The organism is Rubripirellula lacrimiformis (assembly GCF_007741535.1).
Lineage (GTDB): Bacteria > Planctomycetota > Planctomycetia > Pirellulales > Pirellulaceae > Rubripirellula > Rubripirellula lacrimiformis.
This window is the reverse complement of sequence record NZ_CP036525.1, coordinates 72,599-90,287: the sequence shown is the minus strand read 5'-3', so window position 1 is coordinate 90,287 and position 17,689 is coordinate 72,599. Positions and strand designations below refer to the sequence as shown.

The 17,689-nt window shown below is 57.6% G+C and carries 14 protein-coding genes; 8 read left to right on the top strand and 6 right to left on the bottom strand.

The genetic code is table 11. The features are described 5' to 3' along the window. Positions 1–40 precede the first annotated feature (40 nt). A complete protein-coding gene (locus K227x_RS00300; RefSeq protein WP_145167439.1) occupies positions 41–1,657 on the top strand; it encodes a M48 family metalloprotease in 1,617 nt (538 codons plus the stop codon). 105 nt (positions 1,658–1,762) lie between these two features. Here the strand turns inward: K227x_RS00300 and lpdA are convergent, their stop codons facing one another. Both lpdA and rpsD read right to left on the bottom strand, forming a co-directional pair. Next, positions 1,763–3,202, bottom strand: a complete 1,440-nt coding sequence (gene lpdA / locus K227x_RS00295; protein WP_145167437.1) for a dihydrolipoyl dehydrogenase — start codon at positions 3,200–3,202, stop codon at positions 1,763–1,765. A 172-nt stretch (positions 3,203–3,374) separates the two neighbouring features. Then, on the bottom strand, positions 3,375–3,983 hold the full coding sequence (gene rpsD, locus K227x_RS00290; protein ID WP_145167435.1) for a 30S ribosomal protein S4: 609 nt from the start codon (positions 3,981–3,983) through the stop codon (positions 3,375–3,377). Positions 3,984–4,277: 294 nt separating this feature from the next. Here rpsD and K227x_RS00285 point away from each other — a divergent pair, with 294 nt between their 5' ends. Further along, the gene (locus tag K227x_RS00285) at positions 4,278–5,279 is read left to right on the top strand and encodes an adenosine kinase (protein WP_145167433.1); all 1,002 of its coding nucleotides are present in this window, start codon (positions 4,278–4,280) and stop codon (positions 5,277–5,279) included. A gap of 242 nt (positions 5,280–5,521) precedes the next feature. Here the strand turns inward: K227x_RS00285 and K227x_RS00280 are convergent, their stop codons facing one another. Next, positions 5,522–6,529 (bottom strand): Gfo/Idh/MocA family protein, encoded by a 1,008-nt coding sequence (locus tag K227x_RS00280; protein WP_145167431.1) that lies wholly within the window; start codon positions 6,527–6,529, stop codon positions 5,522–5,524. Between the two features lie 188 nt (positions 6,530–6,717). On the opposite strand from K227x_RS00280, the gene K227x_RS00275 reads away from it, so the two are divergent. From K227x_RS00275 to K227x_RS00260, 4 genes are all read left to right on the top strand, one after another. Continuing rightward, entirely contained in the window at positions 6,718–7,938 is a 1,221-nt protein-coding gene (locus tag K227x_RS00275; RefSeq protein ID WP_246146396.1) for an outer membrane protein assembly factor BamB family protein, read from the top strand. Between the two features lie 283 nt (positions 7,939–8,221). Then, entirely contained in the window at positions 8,222–9,010 is a 789-nt protein-coding gene (rnc, locus tag K227x_RS00270) for a ribonuclease III (protein WP_145167427.1), read from the top strand. Positions 9,011–9,317: 307 nt separating this feature from the next. Beyond that, entirely contained in the window at positions 9,318–10,352 is a 1,035-nt protein-coding gene (locus tag K227x_RS00265) for a transporter (protein ID WP_145167425.1), read from the top strand. Positions 10,353–10,598: 246 nt separating this feature from the next. Continuing rightward, positions 10,599–12,212 (top strand): hypothetical protein, encoded by a 1,614-nt coding sequence (locus K227x_RS00260; RefSeq protein WP_145167423.1) that lies wholly within the window; start codon positions 10,599–10,601, stop codon positions 12,210–12,212. A gap of 106 nt (positions 12,213–12,318) precedes the next feature. Here K227x_RS00260 and K227x_RS00255 read toward each other — a convergent pair whose 3' ends face one another. From K227x_RS00255 to K227x_RS00245, 3 genes are all read right to left on the bottom strand, one after another. Next, complete coding sequence (locus K227x_RS00255) at positions 12,319–13,680, bottom strand: tetratricopeptide repeat protein (protein ID WP_246146395.1); 1,362 nt, start codon at positions 13,678–13,680, stop codon at positions 12,319–12,321. Between the two features lie 282 nt (positions 13,681–13,962). Beyond that, positions 13,963–14,535 (bottom strand): hypothetical protein, encoded by a 573-nt coding sequence (locus tag K227x_RS00250; protein WP_145167421.1) that lies wholly within the window; start codon positions 14,533–14,535, stop codon positions 13,963–13,965. A gap of 283 nt (positions 14,536–14,818) precedes the next feature. Next, positions 14,819–15,031, bottom strand: a complete 213-nt coding sequence (locus K227x_RS00245; protein WP_145167419.1) for an RNA-binding S4 domain-containing protein — start codon at positions 15,029–15,031, stop codon at positions 14,819–14,821. A gap of 140 nt (positions 15,032–15,171) precedes the next feature. On the opposite strand from K227x_RS00245, the gene K227x_RS00240 reads away from it, so the two are divergent. Together K227x_RS00240 and K227x_RS00235 are read left to right on the top strand one after the other, a co-directional pair. Continuing rightward, complete coding sequence (locus tag K227x_RS00240; protein WP_218933657.1) at positions 15,172–16,434, top strand: acyltransferase family protein; 1,263 nt, start codon at positions 15,172–15,174, stop codon at positions 16,432–16,434. A 77-nt stretch (positions 16,435–16,511) separates the two neighbouring features. After that, a complete protein-coding gene (locus K227x_RS00235; protein ID WP_145167417.1) occupies positions 16,512–17,654 on the top strand; it encodes an aminotransferase class I/II-fold pyridoxal phosphate-dependent enzyme in 1,143 nt (380 codons plus the stop codon). Positions 17,655–17,689: the final 35 nt, after the last annotated feature.

The window sequence follows — 17,689 nt, the reverse complement described above, 5'->3', positions numbered from 1 at the left end:
GACCGATGTCATCACGTTCTCTCGAACCGATCCTGTTTTCATGCTGGACTTCCTAGCTCGCAAAGCCGCCGCCCTGCGGGCATCGGCACAGTGGTTCGCACTGGTCATCGTGACGCAAACGTTCACCGCGATCACCACTGGGATCGCGACCGGCTATCTGCTGATGTTTCCCTGTGTGTGGTTCTTTGCGATCTGCAACGCCAACCAAGTCGAAAGCCGCCCGAGACATTCCCGGGATTACGCCGCCCTGGAATCCTTCGTCGCCGCATTCAACGATCAACTGCCGATCGATGAACGGTGCGTCGATCCAAACCGAGTCTTTTGGTTCACATCGCTGCTAGGAATCGGATCTACCGCGGCGTTGATTTTGGGAGTCAGTGTGTACGAGCGGCGAAGATTGCGCAGCCAGGGCGGTTGGGCGATCGGACTTGCGATTGGCGGTCGTCCCATCGAATCCCCGTCCGGTCTGGACGAAAAACAACTGGTCAACGTCGTCGAAGAAATCGCGGTGGCGTACAGCACGCTGCCACCGACGATCTTTCTGTTGGATCACGAATCCGGGATCAATGCTTTCGCCGCCGGTCTGACACCGCATGAAAGCATCTTGGGCGTGACCCTGGGTGCGATCAAGCAGCTGGATCGTGACGAACTGCAGGCCGTCGTCGCGCACGAAATGAGTCACCTGACCAACGGCGACACCGTGCTGGGCACTCGGCTGACTTGCATCTTGTCGGGACTGCAATCGATTCGTGTGGTGTCCGAGTGTTTGGTAAGCGAAGGATACGACACGTTCCAACATAGCGAAGACAACGGTGGCTATGGCCTGGTGTCGATCATCATTGGCGCCGTCATCTGGCCCTTCGGAGTCTTTGGCACCTTTGCCGCAACCGCGTTGGTGATGGCCCTAGGCCGATCTCGCGAAACACTTGCGGATGCCGAAGCGGTCGAAAAAACGCGACACCCCGAACCACTGGCACGTGCCCTGCGACGCATCAAGGGGCATCCGAATCGCGGCGAGATGCATCATCCGATGACGACGTTGGTCGCGCCGATGTTGTTCGTTGAACGATCACGCAACCATCATTGGTTCAGCAGCCATCCACCCATCCACCAACGCATCGCCGCGATCACGCCCAACGGGGATCAGTCCCCCATCTATGCCGACGTAAACCTGGATTCGAAAATCGACGGCCAATCGCCCGAGGTGACCGAGATCATGAACCTGGTATTCGCGGGCGCCATGCTGACATCGGCGACCAGCCATCCGGCCGCCAAGTCGACGTCCCCCAAAAGTTCATCGTCACCACAGGTCAGGACCGATTCAGATGCGATCAAAGCATCGGCCCTGGTCGTCCTATCGACGCTAGCGGTCTGCGACGGCGAATCTGCCATGTCCGACTACGAATTCCTACGCGGTTGGAATCAGCTGGGATTGGGGGATGCAAAGCGCCTGCCTGCATCAGAGATTTCAACCGAACTTTTCGATCACGCGGTGGATTCGTTGGCCCACCTGCCGCTACCGAAAAAGAAACGCTTGCTGGCCGCCATCGCGGATACGATCACCAGCGACGGCAGCATGAGCGAAGAGGAAGCCACGATCCTGGACGCACTGCAGAATCGCTTTGCCGGCCGATCGCCAGCACCAGCCAGTGCTTGACCCAACCGGTGCTTGACTCAACCAGTGCCCGACTCAACCAGTGCTTGGCCCAACCGGAGTTGGATCGGCATGGCCCAATCCACAGCTTCTAGCCCTGACGACGAACTAGGACGCTTTGGGCTTTTTCTTGGGCTTGTAGATTTCGGTTGCGGTCCCGTAATACACTTCGCCGGCGTTCATCAGCGTTTCGCTAAGCGTCGGGTGCGGGTGCACGCTGTCGGTGATGTCATGGATCTCGCAGCCCATTTCGATCGCCAAGACGGCTTCGGCGATCAGTTCACCGGCACCGCTGCCAACGATCCCACAGCCGATGACTCGATCGGTTTCCGGATCCACCAACCACTTGGTCAATCCATCGGTGATGCCCAGTGCCTGTGCGCGACCGCTGGCTGCCCATGGGTAAACCGCCACTTCGACTTTGACGCCGTCGCGTTTGGCTTCTTCTTCGGTGATACCGGCCCAAGCAATTTCAGGATCGGTGAACACGACTGCGGGGATCGCGACCTTGTCGAACGCGGATGATTTGCCCGCGATCACTTCGGCAGCGACGCGGCCTTCGTGGGTGGCTTTGTGAGCCAGCATCGGATCACCGGCAACGTCGCCGATGGCAAAGATATTGGGATCGGCCGTTCGTTGCTGTTGGTCGCAAACGATGAACCCGCGTTCGTTGACTTGAACGTTTGTATTTTCGAGCCCCAGTCCCTTGGTGACGGGGCGACGGCCGATGCTGATCAGCACACGGTCGTAGGTTTCGTGACCAAATTTGCCGGGACCTTCGAAGGTGACTTCGACCTTATCGCCGGCATCGGTCAACGACCCGACTTTGGTATCCAGATAGACGCGGTCTTCGCACATCGCATGGATGCGTTTGGAAAGCGGTTTGACCAGGTCTCGGTCAGCGCCCGGCAGCAACCGATCGCTCATTTCGACGACGGTCACTTTGCTGCCCAGATGGGCGTAGACGCTGCCCATTTCCAGACCGATGTATCCACCCCCGACGACCAGCATGGTTTCGGGGATATCGGCCAAAGCCAACGCCCCGGTGCTGTCCATCACGCGGTCGGTGCCGATGTCAAAGGCCGGCGGCATCGCTGGCACGCTGCCGGTGGCGATGACACAGTGATCGAAGGTCAGTTCGCCGCCTTCGGGAATCGACGCGTCATCGCCTTCGAGCTTCAAGGTGGTCGAGTTGATGAAGCTGCCGCGGGCACGGATGACGGTGACATTTCGACGTTTGGCCAAGTTGCCTAGGCCACCGGTCAAGTTCGAAATCACTTTCTCTTTGCGAGCTCGTACTTTGTCGATGTCGATCTTCGGTTTGCCGGTGTACTCGACGCCCCATTCGGCACCCAAGTCGTTGACTTCGCTGATCACTTTCGCGACGTGCAGAAGCGCCTTGCTGGGGATGCATCCGCGGATCAGACACGTGCCGCCCAATCGCGATTCCGCCTCGACGATCGTGACATCCAAGCCTTCGTCGGCTGCCAGAAACGCGGCCGCATAACCACCGGGACCACCACCGAGAACAACAACGGGCGAATGCATGAAATTAAACTTCGATTGGAATGAGAAAGTCCGGTGAAACCCCCGTTTTCAGCGTCCGAAGCGATCCATCGAACGGAAACTGCTGAGGGGGCAAAAAACGATCCGCACAAGCAAAGATGGCTCGTGCGGATCGTCGTATCGATTGTAGTCGTTGTTCGATCTGTCCGCGATTTTAGCGAGACAGGAATTCGACCACGCTGTTCGCGTCCACTGGCAGGCTGATGTCGCTGGCACCTGGCAGGCCCAAGATGGTTGCCTTTAGGTTTTCGCTGTCGAAGGTCACCCAATCCAGGGCGTCCGGCGAAGCGTTGGCGATCACACCGCGGTACAGGTTCTTCAGGTTTTCGCGACCGCGAACTTCGACGATGTCACCAGGACGCAGGATGTAGCTGGGCTTGGTGACTTTGACGCCATTAACACGGAAGTGGCCGTGGGCGATGCCTTGGCGAGCCTGTGGTCGGGTCTTGGTGAATCCTACGCGGCGGACAACGTTGTCCAAACGACGTTCGCACATCAACAGCAACAATTCACCGGTGTTTCCCGGTTTGTGGCTGACGGCATCAAAGTAACGTCGCAGTTGGCGTTCGCCCAAGCCGTAATAGTGCTTGATCTTTTGCTTCTCCATCAACGCCAAACCGTAGTTACTCGGTCGACGTCCACGGACGTGCATACCAGGCGGTGTTGGTCGACGATCCAGGGCGCGAGCGGCACCTGCTGTTTCGTAGATCAGTGTGTTCAAACGACGGTTAATGCGGGCTTTCGGGCCGGTGTAACGTGCCATCAGTAATGCCTTTCTTGTGCCAACGACTTCGCCGTCGACAGACTTGGGGAACGTGGTCGAGCGATGCTGATCAAAGGTCGATCGGGCATCGCTTCGCCGGCGTGATCCGTGCGGAGGGCCAGAACGGTTCCGGCCCCGCGGTCACGCGAGGATTTCGTGAAGGGGCAGAGTTTGGCTGGAAAACCCGTTTTTTGCAAGGGCAAGGACCCTGACGACCTGCGACTGTTTTCGCTAACGTGGTCGGCCCGTCCCCCCGCTGTTCACGAATCCCGCAAAGCAACGAGCCATCCAGCGATGAAAGATTTTGATGTTTTCGGCGTCGGCAACGCCCTAGTCGACATCCAAACCACCGTAAAAGACGAAGTTTTGGGTGAAATTGATGTCGAAAAAGGGATCATGACGCTGGTCGATGATGATCGCCAACGCGACGTGCTGAACAAACTAGACGGGCACCCGATCAACCGCTGTGCCGGTGGATCGGCCGCCAACACCATCGTCGCGGTTGCCGATTTTGGCGGAAAATCCGCCTTCGTCGGTAAAATCGGCGGCGACGAAGTCGGCACTTTCTTTATGAAAGACATGCAGAAACTGGGCATCGAAATGGAAGTCGCCCCCGCCGATGCGCCCACCGGGACCTGTGCGGTGCTGATCACCGACGATGCCCAGCGGACGATGATGACCAATCTGGGTGCCTCGGCCACATTGACGGCCGACGATATCGACGAGGAACGGATCAAACGTTCCAAGTACGTCTATGTCGAAGGCTATCTGCTGACCGGCGAAGGCACCAAAGCGGCCGCCTACCGAGCGATGGACCTGGCCAAACAGCATGGCGTCAAAGTTGCCTTCACCGCCTCGGACCCGTTCTTGGTCAATATGATCCGCGACGAGATCTGGGATCTGATCACCGGACCGGTCGACCTGTTCTTCTGCAACGAAGAAGAAGCCAAAAGTTTGACCGGCGAATCGGATCCAATCGCCTGCGCCAAAAAAATCCACGACCACTGCGAAAACGTCGCCCTAACCTTGGGCGAAAAAGGTTCGATCGTGATGCACGGCGGCGAAGTGTTCCCGATCGAAGGCGTCCCGGTGAAAGCCATCGACACCACCGGCGCAGGCGACATGTACGCCGGCGCGATGCTATACGGCATCACCAACGGCATGACCTGGCGCCAAGCCGGCCACCTGGCCAGCCACGCATCGGCTCGCGTCGTGGCCCAAATGGGTGCTCGCCTAGAAAACAAGTTCACGCCCGAAGAAGTCACCCAGTTGGCCGGACCAGCCGGGAACCACTGATTCGACGAGGTTTGATTCTTTGCGGCCGGCCCTGATGCGACCCGCATGTCGCAGTGCCCGGCCGCAGAGGCGATGTCCGACCAGGTAGGCCGGACCAAGCGAAGCACCGTTCCGGCATGGATTCGCCGTAAATGCATATCGTGAATGCCGGATCTGCGTCGCTGCGCTCCTTGATCCGGCCTACTTTGATCCGGCCTACTTTGATCCGGCCTACTTCGATCCGGCCTACTTTATGTCAGCCGCTACTTGGGCTGCTGCATCTCGCAGATCGCTAGTGCATCGGCTGCGATCTTGGGGTCTAGGAAAGGCGACACTTCGCCTTGGTTGATCCATCGTGCGACGGCGTCGATTTCGTGGACAAAGGCTTCCACGGGATCGCCACCGTCGAATTCCGGTCGCTCGACACGGCCATCGTTGTGCATGATCGTCACGGGGATCAGTGCCGTGGAACCATCGGCATAGCCAGCGAATTCGAACTGGATCGTCGCCTGTTCGAAACTGACCTCGTACCCATGTGTGAACCCACGTGCAGGCGAATCGATCACTCCGCCGCCACATGACACCACTTTGTCATCGTCGGCAAAATCGAAAACGGTCTCGTAAAACTTTGGCACGCCGTTCTTTTTTCGGCTGACACAGTGCGCGGCGGTCGGCATGCCAAACAGCAAACGGATCAAGTGCGCATCGTGGACGTGCAGGTCCACCAACGGGCCACCCACTTTGGCTGGATCGTAAAAATCGGGCAGCCAATCGGGCGGGCCAATCGTTCGCTTGAATCGTCCTGTGATCGGCTTGCCGTAGCGACCATCTTCGGCCGCATCGACCAAAATTTTGAATTCCGGTATCAAGGGCAGGATATGGGCGACGGCCAAGGATTGCGGCCCTGCGTCGCTGGCAACACGGGCAGCGGTTGCCGCATCCAACGCCAATGGTTTTTCGCACAGGCAGCGTTTGCCAGCGTCCAAACATGCCCGAATGGCTTGGTCATGCATCGCCGGTGGCAGACAGATGTCGATCACGTCGATCGATTCATCCGCCAACATGCCTTCCATCGATTCGTAGACGGATAATCCCGAGACATCGATTTGTTCGCCGGGCGGCCCAAAGTTGCCCTGGATGCTTCGCCAATCCCCCGCTCGCTTGGCCGGGTTGCTGGAACAAAACGCGACCACTTCGGCGTTTTGGCTTCGCTGATAAGCTAAGTAGTGGATCCAGCCCATGAAGCCGACGCCGACAATTCCCGCTCGCATTTGTTTTCTTCACTTTATGGAGGTCTTGGTTCGTCCGCCTACGATGATGGTTCATCGGCGACGACGACGAAAGACCTGGGCTGACCTCCATAGAGGCTCGTCCGATCTCTCATCTTTTCTTTCGGAGTCAGTTTACGATGTATGCACCCTCTCGGTTGCTCGCTTGCGGTTGTTTTCTGTGGCTTGCCATGGCCTTACCTCTGTTGGCTGACACCTGGCCCAGTTGGCGAGGCGGCGAAGGAAACAATCACGCGGCCGAAAACACCGATGTGCCGATTCGCTGGAATCTGGATTCCGGCGAAAGCATCGCTTGGAAAACCCCCATCCCGGGACGCGGGCATTCGACGCCGATCATCGTGGACGAGGGCATCTTTCTGACCACGGCTGACGCGAAGTCCAAAACGCAGTCGCTGATCAAATTGGATCGACAAAGCGGTCGGGTGGTGGACCAATGGGTGCTGCACCGCAACACGTTGCCGGCACAGATCCACAACAACAATTCGTACGCTTCGCCAACGCCGGCGTTCGATGGCGAAGACCTGTTCGTATCCTTTCACACCGACGACGCGATCTGGTTGACCAAAATCACCACCACCGGGCGAGTGATTTGGCAGAAGAAGGTCGCTGACTTCAAGCCCGTCCGTTTTCAGTTCGGCTACGGTGCCAGCCCGTTGGTCGATGATGACCTGGTGATCGTGGCGGCCGAATACGATGGCCCCGACAGCGGGCTGTACGCGCTGGACACTCGCACCGGCAAACGAGTCTGGAAGATTGACCGGCCCAGCAATCTGAATTTTGCGACGCCCATCATCGGCACCGTTGCCGGTCAACGCCAACTCCTGATCGGCGGCGCCGGCATGTTCACTTCCTATGATCCCACCAGCGGACGTCTGCTGTGGTCGGTCGACACCACCACCGAAGCCGTTTGTGGCACTGTGGTTTGGGATGGCCGCCGGGTGATGATCAGCGGTGGAAACCCTGCATCGGGCACGTGGTGCGTGGCTGGCGATGGATCCAAAACCGAGCTCTGGAGCAACCGCGTCAAATGCTACGAACAATCCCTGCTGACGATCCCCAACTATGTTTTTGCGGTCGCTGACAACGGAGTCGCCTACTGTTGGCGCACCGTCGATGGCAAAGAAATGTGGAAACAACGATTGTTCGGTGGCGGCATCAGCGCATCCCCGATGCTGGTCGGAAACCATATCTACATCGCCACCGAAGACGGCGATGTCTTTGTGATCGCGGCATCCCCGGATCGATTTCAACCTTTGGCCGAAATCAAAACCGGCGACTCGATCTTTGCCACCCCGGTGGCCGTGGACGATCGGCTGTACCTACGAACGGGGATCGGACATGGCGAGAATCGTCAGGAATACCTGGTCGCGATCGGTCGAATGTCTCCCTGATGCAGAACGCGGACGCGGTGCGGGGGCAGCGGCAAAGAATTCAAACCGGTTGCGATCAAATATGGCGATCAAAGCGTAAAGCTGTTAGTCTGCGCTAGTCGTCATTCCCCGGCGGGCGGGTTTTTGCAAATTGCTTTGCGAAGCCGCCATCACCCGATCGCCGGCGTGTGACATGAATTTCGATTGCGTTGCCCCGTCGATTCTTTCTCGGAACGATCGCTGGCACACGCCGACGAACCATGCCCTCATCGAGGCACGGCCCCAATTGCCGTGCAGTCGCACCATGAACTCTACCGATCTGCCACCCCCAGAAAACGAAACTCCCATCCAACTGGTCGACGGAACCGGCGAAGCCGATGGCACCGACCAAGCATCGAAATTAGTCCGCTGCCAAGAAATCATTGAATACCAGTTCAATGACCCATCGCTGTTGCACTCAGCCCTGACCCATGCGTCAGGTGCGGTCCACCGCTTGGCGAGCAACGAACGTTTGGAATTTCTGGGCGACGCCATCCTGGGGTTAACCGTCTGCCACTGGTTGTACGAAGAGTACCCCGAGTACAACGAAGGCGATCTGACGCGGATCAAATCGGCCGTGGTTAGCCGTCGATCTTGTGGGAAAGCCGCCGTCGAATTGGGGCTGGACCGATGCTTGATCGTTGGCCGCGGCGTGACTCGAAATCGCAGCTTTCCACGATCCTTGGTCAGCGACGTTTTCGAATCCGTCATCGCGGCGATGTACCTCGATGGTGGCGACGAGGTTGTCCGCGTCCGGCTCAAGAAATGGTTGCGACGCGAGGTCGAACATGCGGTCGAGACTCAGGGATCCAGCAACTTCAAGTCATCGCTGCAACAGTACGCTCAGCGAGAAATGTCCAGCACTCCGGTGTACCGCCTGGTTCGCGAATCGGGCCCCGATCACCGCAAATCATTCCTGATCGCAGCAGTCATCGCCGATCGTCAGTTCACCGCCGCTTGGGGATCGAACAAGAAGGACGCTGAACAACACGCCGCATCGAACGCCCTGGCCGAACTGCGCGGGCAACCACTGCCCTTCCCCGAACAAGAATGATCCCCGACCCAAGTCGTTCTTCCCTGTCGTGGGATTCGCCTGAATTCACTACCACAATCACACCGAAACGACGGATTTTGGTCACCTAAAAGCCGTTCTTCCCTGCCGAACAGTTCGGGTTATTCAGGTTGCACCACATCGATGATCATCATCGATGTTAACCGATGCCGACTCTTCGGATTGCGCAGGCGGCTTGCGATCTAAACCGTTATCGGGGGCTCTCATTTGATGACCCTTTTCCCTGTGCTCCGCCGAAAAGGCATTGGGTAGGGTTTAGGTTCGTTCAGCTAAGATTTTGGAGAGATCAATGAAGTTTGCATGGCGGGTTGCGATTGGCATCACATGTTTGCTTCCGATTTCCCAAGCGGTCCAAGCGGACAACTTCGATGCCCTTCGATCTCGCGCCGACAAGCACGCACCTGCGTCGCTGATGGGTGACCATCTTCACGATCCCGGTGAATGGATGGTCGAGTACAAGTACATGAACATGTACATGGAAGACAACCGAGCCGGATCGCGGACACTCAGTGATGCGGAATCCATTGCCTTCGGTGCCTCGTCCAACCCGGTCACCAACCGAGCAGCAACACCGACTCAGATGACGCACGAAATGCACATGTTGCATATCATGCGGGGTGTGACCGACGACATCACGGTCTACACCATGCTGATGCTTCCCAGCATCACCATGGATCACCAACGCAGAATGGACGGATCATCGTTCACGACGCACAACAGCGGGTTCGGCGACACGACCTTTGGCGCCCTGCTGCGGCTGTATAGCGACGTCAATGACGACTTGATCTTGAATGTCGCGGCTTCGGTTCCGACGGGCGACATCTTTCGCACATCCACCATTCCATCGCGTGGAGCGACCGATCAAGCGCTGCCGTATCCGATGCGTCTGGGGTCGGGGACGTTCAACGCGAAACCGGGAATCACCTGGAAACACTACAGGGACACGGGATCCTTCGGGCTTCAGTTCCAAACCAATCTGCCGGTTGGACGCAACTATCGTGACTATGCGGTCAGCGACGAGTTTCGCCTGAACACCTGGTACAGCCACCTGCTGAGCGACAACTTCTCGACGAGCGTTCGCCTCGAAAACTTGTGGCGGACGAACTACGACGGAGCCGATCCAGCCGCCAACGACATGATGATCAGTACCAATGTCGAAGGATTTCGTGGCGGTTATTCGTTGAACTTGGGAATCGGGTTCTCGGCGCTGATCAAGAAGCACCTGTTGAACGTCGAGTTTGTTCCCACCCTGTACCAAGACCTGGACGGGATCCAGCTGGAAACCGATTGGCAAGTCGCAGCTAGCTGGTCAAGATCGTTCTAGCGTCCCGCGCGAACCGGCGACCACCTGCCTCGGCTCTCGGCTTAGGTTCCAACGTATCAAATGGGAGGCCATCGCATTCGTGCATGATTCTAGGCCTTTTGCCGGCGAACCACGACGCTCGCGCCCAGGCACCGTTGCCTTTTTGTGTCGATCATGTTGGTAGACGTCTTTCCCGCTGTCGCACGCACAAACCAACACCGACTGAAACAGGCGAGATTCAAAGCGTTTTTCAGGCGAATCGGGCATATGAGAACTAACTTGTTCAGCGAGCTGGAACATTGGCAGGATCACGTTTTCGCCGAAGACGTGGAGCAATATGTACACGGTTTGAATCGGGACTACGATCGTTTGGCTGGCAATGTGCCCGCAGACGTCTTGGTCCAGCATCGTCTGATGCGATCATTGTGGGCCAAACAAATGATGGCCACGCTGATGAACCGATTGGAGGTGGACGGTGCGGGTGTCACACGGAGTCAGTACCAGCAGCTATTGAAATTGCTGCCGATGATTCGAACGTTGGTTCCCTTGTCCGGCGTCCGTTCGTTACTCGCTTGCCAAGATCGCGTGGGTGACCGGCAATCCGCAACCGAATTGGCGTCGATGTTGGCGGAGCACGCGGATCCGAAGCTTGATGCAAAGATCTTGACTTCGCTTGACCCAACCGGTGCGGCGTCCACTCGGCGCGGGCCGGCACCGCTTGCACGAATGCGACCGAGTCGAGGCACCAATCGGCTCGATCCGATCGGTTGGCTGCGTGATCCCGAGATGGGACGTGTTGAGTTCGTTGACGGAAATCCTGATCATGTGCGTGTTCGGGGCATCGAGTTACGCTCGGGTGACATCGGAATCGTCGAACTGGAACATCCCGGCGACGGAATTTTTGACAGTTTTCTACAGCAGCCCGGCCTAGCACCTCACGCGATGCTCTACCTAAGTCGCCGCGTATTAGGTCGAGATCGTCAACCGCTGATCCAACCATCGTTGTTGGAAATGTTCGAGGGCGGTTGGCGAACCGTTCCGCTGACCACCGCGCTGAGTCCCCGATTTAGTTGGTACTCCGAATGGGTGCGACCAACCGGACTACCCGATGATATTGGCCAAGGGCTCAGTCGCGAACTTGACCATTTGGAACCGATTGCGTTTGATTTTCAATCGCGTCGAATTCCCAAAGGTGGGCATTTCGCGACAGACTGGGGCCAGCCAAGCGCCAGTTGCACGAACCTGATTCGAATTCCGTTTGAGCGGCTGGGAATCGAATTGCCTTATCCGACGACGGAGATCGATCGCGGTGCAGTCCGCAATTTGGACTTGATCGGACTGCAAGGAATCGGGCCGATCCATACGCCGACAAATATGTTGAACGAGTCCGGATTTGAGAAAGTGGGGATCATCGACAACGCAGTCCCAGAACTCGCCTATGCCCAAGCGATGGTCGTTGGACGACCTCAGTTGGGTCACACCTTTGGCGGACATTTTTGCCAACGTCCGCTCATCCTAGAAAACCTGCCGAACTGGAAGAGCATCAAGCGTTGGAAGAGTGCACAACAAGCCCTTTTGGTGAAGATCGGACAATCCGATTCTTGGCTGGCCAGTGTGTCACGCTTTGCTGCGGGCTACACCGCGGATGAGATTCCACGCACGGCATCGCCAACCGCGATCGCCTTCTATTTGCGTTCGGATTTGGAAGCGGGCCATTTGCTCAAGTCAGCCATCTATCCAAAATTGGTCCCGTGGTTCCGATCTGGTAAGACATCTAGGTTGCCAGATTTGCAAACCGATCCACATTGGACTGAGCAGATCGAACGCGGCATTGCGAACAGCGCTTTAGCCAAAGAATCCTGGTATGGCCAACCGACGTAGTGCCAGGCGCAGTTCATGTTTGCACTATTGAAGGGGCGACCGTAGCAGAAGCCTCGGAGCAAGTCGAAATCGCGCTGCTCGGCGCTTCTGACGCCACACACGGCACCTACTCGGGCATCATGAAACCAGTGGCGGCTGGTTTCGTGGATGCTGGTGCTTCGGTTGTGGCCGAAGTCGGATCAGCAGGCTTGATCGCGGCTGGACGAATGGGCTTTGGCTTTGCCACAGTGGCGGGTTCGGCTGCGACCGGTTTTTCCGACGACACATCCGTGGCGGTTGCTGGGGCGGACGAGTTGGCAGCAGCTTTCACCTGGTAGTTTGGATTCCAAGCTTGGGTCCAAGACGGCGCGTCAGCGGTTTTCGCCGGTTCAGGCGACGTCGCGGTGACGCTCGAATTCGTCGGCGTGATCGCAGCCATGGCTGGTCCCATCGACGATGCGGGAGTCACGTTTGGTTTCGCAGCTCCTGGCGAAGTTGCCTGGACGGCTCGCTGGACGGCGGTCGGATCTGCGGCCAACGCGGTTGAATTGGACTGCGATGTTGCCGTTGCGATGGTTCCCATGCTGGCGTTGATCTGAGCCAACATTTCACGTGAACGATCGATGGCTCGGCCCACGGCGACGTCGCCAGCCGCCTTACTTTCAAACTTCATCGCCTCGTTGATCTGGCCGCGAGCCGATTCCATTTGGCCGCCCTTGAAGTACAAGTAGGCCATATTGAAGTGGGCAACGGCTGGCTTGTTGTTTTGTGCTAGCACTTTCATCGCGGCCGCTGGATCGCCGGAATCGAAGCGGACGCTAGCCAGGTTGTTGGCAAAGCGAGAGGTTCCCGGTGCCAGTTGCAAGGCTCGTTCCAACGCGCTGGCGGCGCCGGCGTGGTTGCCCATCTTGCTAAGCGTCAGCCCAAGGTCGTTGAACAACCCTGCGTCTTGTGGGCTTTGGGCAATCGCCAATTCGAACGTCTTGGCCGCTTGTGGCAGGTTGCCTTGGCGAAAATGCAGCCGGGCGATGCTGGTCAATGCAGGCGGATGGTTCGGTACGCTTTCCAAAGCCTTGGTGTAACTTTCCATGGCTTTGTTGAAATCGCCGGTCGATTCCCACAACTGTCCGTTCGCGACGAACACCTCGGGATCCACTTTGTCGGGCTTGTTGTCCAGCCGCAACGGGTCGTCAGCGTCCAGTTCCGGAGCCTTGTCGTCACCCTTGTCGCGTCGGAAGACGCCGGCCACAGCACCGGCGGTCTTGCCGATGGCGTTCTTTGCGCTGACGGTCACTGCTTTGACTTGATTGGTGCTGCCCGAAGCGATCGAATCCGTCGCTGTTGGCGGAGCACCAGCCGGCGTTGATTTTGCAAAGGGGTTCATCGAAGCCATGGGAAATCCACCACTGGAACACCCTGTCGATAGTACGGTCGTGCCGACAAGAATCGTGGCAAGCAGTGCTTCGCGAGTTTTGTTCGCAGGTTTCACGGTAAGTTTCCCTTAGCCTGGACCCCATCCGTGTGGATGGGTCACGGCTGTCGTCCGGATTAATTGAATGGTTCCGTTTAGAAAGATCGACCGGATGACAGGGGATACTTGAGTTTGGCTGAGATCAAAGTGACCTGTTTTCACGAAAAAAAGGCGGCGCCGATTTCTCGACGCCGCCCCTTTGAGGTTTCCGAAGCATCACCCCATGTGATGCCTCTGGATTGAATTGGTCTCGGTACAGGCGGCAAAAGACCGGTTCAGGTCCGGCCGCTGGAACCGAAATTAACTACCAGGCGTTGCCACCGATGTGTTGCCAGCCGCCGATTCACGGGGCAGTTGTGGCAGTGGCAGGTGCTCCAGCCATTCGCGACTAACTTTGTTGGCCCATGCACCGGACGATGTTCCCGGTTCGACGTCGGTCACCATGACCGGCGGAACGGGGCCATGCAGGTTCAAACCCGTCAACGTCTGCTGAACCGAAGCGACCCGCGCCTGAGTTTCCTCGGGCGAACCACCGCGGACGACATAGATCGACCGACGTGTTTGAGGTGACTGGGACGCGATCCAGTGAACCCTTCGGTTCCCCGATGCCAACAGAGCTCCGTCGCTTTCGCGGAACAGTTCGTGGCCAATCGTATTGTGAATTCGCCACCCGTTGTGTTTCATCACTTCGAACGGTGCAGCCACTTGGGCAGCATCCACTTCGTTGAACGGGTCCGGCCATGCATTGTTGCGGTGGTAGCCGACATGCATGTTGTGCCAGAAAGTGTGCCAATCGGCCGACGCTGAAGTCGCGGTGACCCCGATGGCCAAGAATGCCAATGCAAATCGATTGAATCGAACGGTTCGTCTCATAACTGGCAGTTCCTTCCGCCGCTGCGATCGAAAGCCGTCCGACGGCTCACTCGCATCGTTTGATAGGGATCGTGAAGATGCGCATCTCTCCGAGTGCGACGCGATCAATCCCGAAGTGATCAACCGCTGAATCTAGTCATCGGCTGAAAACCATCCAAAACTTGCCCGCACACCCCCTCCAGTGCGAATTCGTTACGACCGACAAACTCGGATCGCCAACCTTCCGACTGGAACGCCGGGAAAGTTGGCCCGTGACGCGTGCCGGGCAGTGCAGAACGCTGGCTCACTCCATCGCTTCGACCACGATGGTTTCCCCTCCGCAATCGACCAAATCGCCGATCGTCAACTGCTTTCGTCGCCGCGTTTCGACTTCGCCATTGACCGTGACTTCGCCGCCTTGGATTCGCACCTTGGCCTCGCCTCCGGTGCCGACGAAGCCAACGTACTTCAAGAAATCATCCAGCCGGATGACGGCAGGCTTCGGATCGTCTGACATTTTCGAGCCAATTTCCGTTCAAATGTGGTTTCAATGAAATTCCAACCGGCCGCTGTGCAAGCAATCGGCAGCCGCCCAACACCGGTTCCTTCGTTACGATACTCGCTTTTTCCTGCCAACGGCCCACCCGAACCAATTTCATGAGCCACCCCGCCCCTCCCGCAGGCAACCCGGCTGACAATGTCCAGTCGCCCGCCCTATCGTCGCCCGCCCCATCATCGCCCACCGGCAAAGCAACCGGCCGAAAGATCAGCATCGACGCCTATCGTGGCATGGTGATGTTCTTGATGCTTGCCGAAATCCTGCACTTGGACGGGCTGGCGAAGCATTTTCCGGGGGTGAAGATCTTTCAGTGGATTCAGTTTCACACCACGCACGTGCCGTGGGAAGGCGGATCGCTGCACGACATGATCCAGCCGGGGTTCACGTTCCTGGTCGGCGTCGCGATGCCGTTTTCGATCGCCAGCCGAATCAAACATGGCCAGTCGGGCCCCCGCATGCTGTTCCACGCTGCCTGGCGTTCGATCGTTTTGATCGCACTTGGTATCGTGCTTCGATCGCTGCATCACGAACACACGAACTTTACATTCGACGACACGTTGACGCAGATCGGGATGGGATACTTCTTTGTATTCCTGATCGCGATGGCACCACGCTGGGTGCACTACGTTTCGGCGGCGGTGATCCTGATTGGATTCTGGGCCGCGTTCGCGACGAGCCCTGCCCCGCCGGCGGATTTTGATTATCCAGCCGTCGGTGTGCCAGCCGATTGGACGCACCACCACGACGGCTTTGCATCCCGTTGGAACAAGAACAGCAACCTATCGTGGAAAACCGACACCTGGTTCATGAATTTGTTTCCACGCGAAGAACCGTTCCAATTTCATCCGGGCGGTTATGCAACGCTATCGTTCATACCCACTATGGCCACGATGATCTTTGGACTGTGGGCGGGAGTATGGATGAAGGAACCACTCGAATTTTCTCAGCGGATGAAACGGTTCTCCATCGCCATCGTTGTCGGAATCGGGTCGGCTTTGATTTTGGCGGCGACCGACATTTGCCCGAACGTCAAACGCATTTGGACGCCCAGCTTCGCACTCTACAGCGGCGGCATTTCGATGGCCTGGCTGTTGATTTTGCACCTGATCTGCGACGTCAAACAATGGCAACGATGGGCCCACCCATTCATCATCATCGGTTCCAATTCGATTCTGATCTACGTGATGAGTTGGACATTGGAAGAACCGATCAAAGAATTGCTGGTGCGCCATTTGGGCACCGCCCCATTTGCCATTTTCGGTGAACAATTCGTTTCACCGATGTTGGGACTGGCCACGCTGGCGATCATGTTCTACGTGCTCGTCTGGCTGTACCGAAAACGCGTGTTTGTCAAAATCTAACAATGGGTTTCCGTTCCCGATCCCACCCGTTTTCAACATTCCATACGCCTCCGCTGTGTCAGCCCACGATTGTCACTATGGTTTCGGACTTTGATCATTTCGCCAAACAACTCGACGCACTGGACCGATCCAGCCGACGACGCCGTTTGACGCCTCGGCAATCGGATGGCATGACGTTCGTTCAATCGGGAAACCGGCTGCATAACTTTGGCAGCAACGACTATCTGGGTCTGGCGTCCGTCCAGTCATCGTCGCCCATTCCAAGGCCAGGCGCAACTGCCAGTGCCTTGGTTTGCGGTTGGACCGATGCACACCAGCGTCTGGCTGATCAGATCGCTGAATTGGAATCCACCGAAGCGGCGACGGTGTTCCCAACCGGGTATGCGGCATGCAGCGGTGTGGTCGCGACACTGCCGGCGGCTGGGGACTTGATCCTTAGCGACCAATTGAACCATGCTTCGTTGATCGATGGATGCCGACTATCCCCCGCCCAACGGGTCGTCTATCCCCATCGCGATGTAGCGTTCGTCGAACAAACTCTGCGTCAGAAACGGTCCCAATTCGACCACATCTGGATCGTCACCGACGGTGTGTTCAGCATGGATGGCCACATCGCGCCGCTTGCCGAACTTTGCGATGTCGCGGACCGCTACGACGCGCGAATGATTGTCGACGAGGCACACGGGACGGGAGTGTTGGGGGACAATGGCAGCGGCGTCTGCGAAGCCTTGGGCGTGAAATCTCGCGTGCCGATCCGGATCGGCACGCTCAGCAAAGCCATCGGGGCCCAGGGCGGGTTTGTCGCCGGACCGACGGTCGTGATGGACTATTTGATCAATCGCTGCCGTTCGTTGATCTACAGCACGGCACTGGCTCCTGGATCTGTCCAAGCGGCACTCGACGCGATGGAATCGATACGGAACGAACCGTGGCGACGACAACGCGCCCACGATCTTTCTCTGCGACTGCGAAACGCGTTGGGCGGATCCACTTCGTCAATCGACACGTCATCCGTCGAATCGATGGTCCCCATCATCCCGCTAGTCATCGGCAGCGATCGCGACACCGTTGCTGCGGCCGATCGGTTGGCCGAAGCTGGTTTCTTTGTGCCTGCGATCCGTCCACCCACCGTGCCCGAGAACACAGCCCGGCTACGGATCTCGCTATCGGCTGCGCACACCGATGACGCCCTGGACCAACTGATCTCGCTATTGGTGTGAATTCGCTGGCGTCGCGGAACGATCGACCAAGCCCG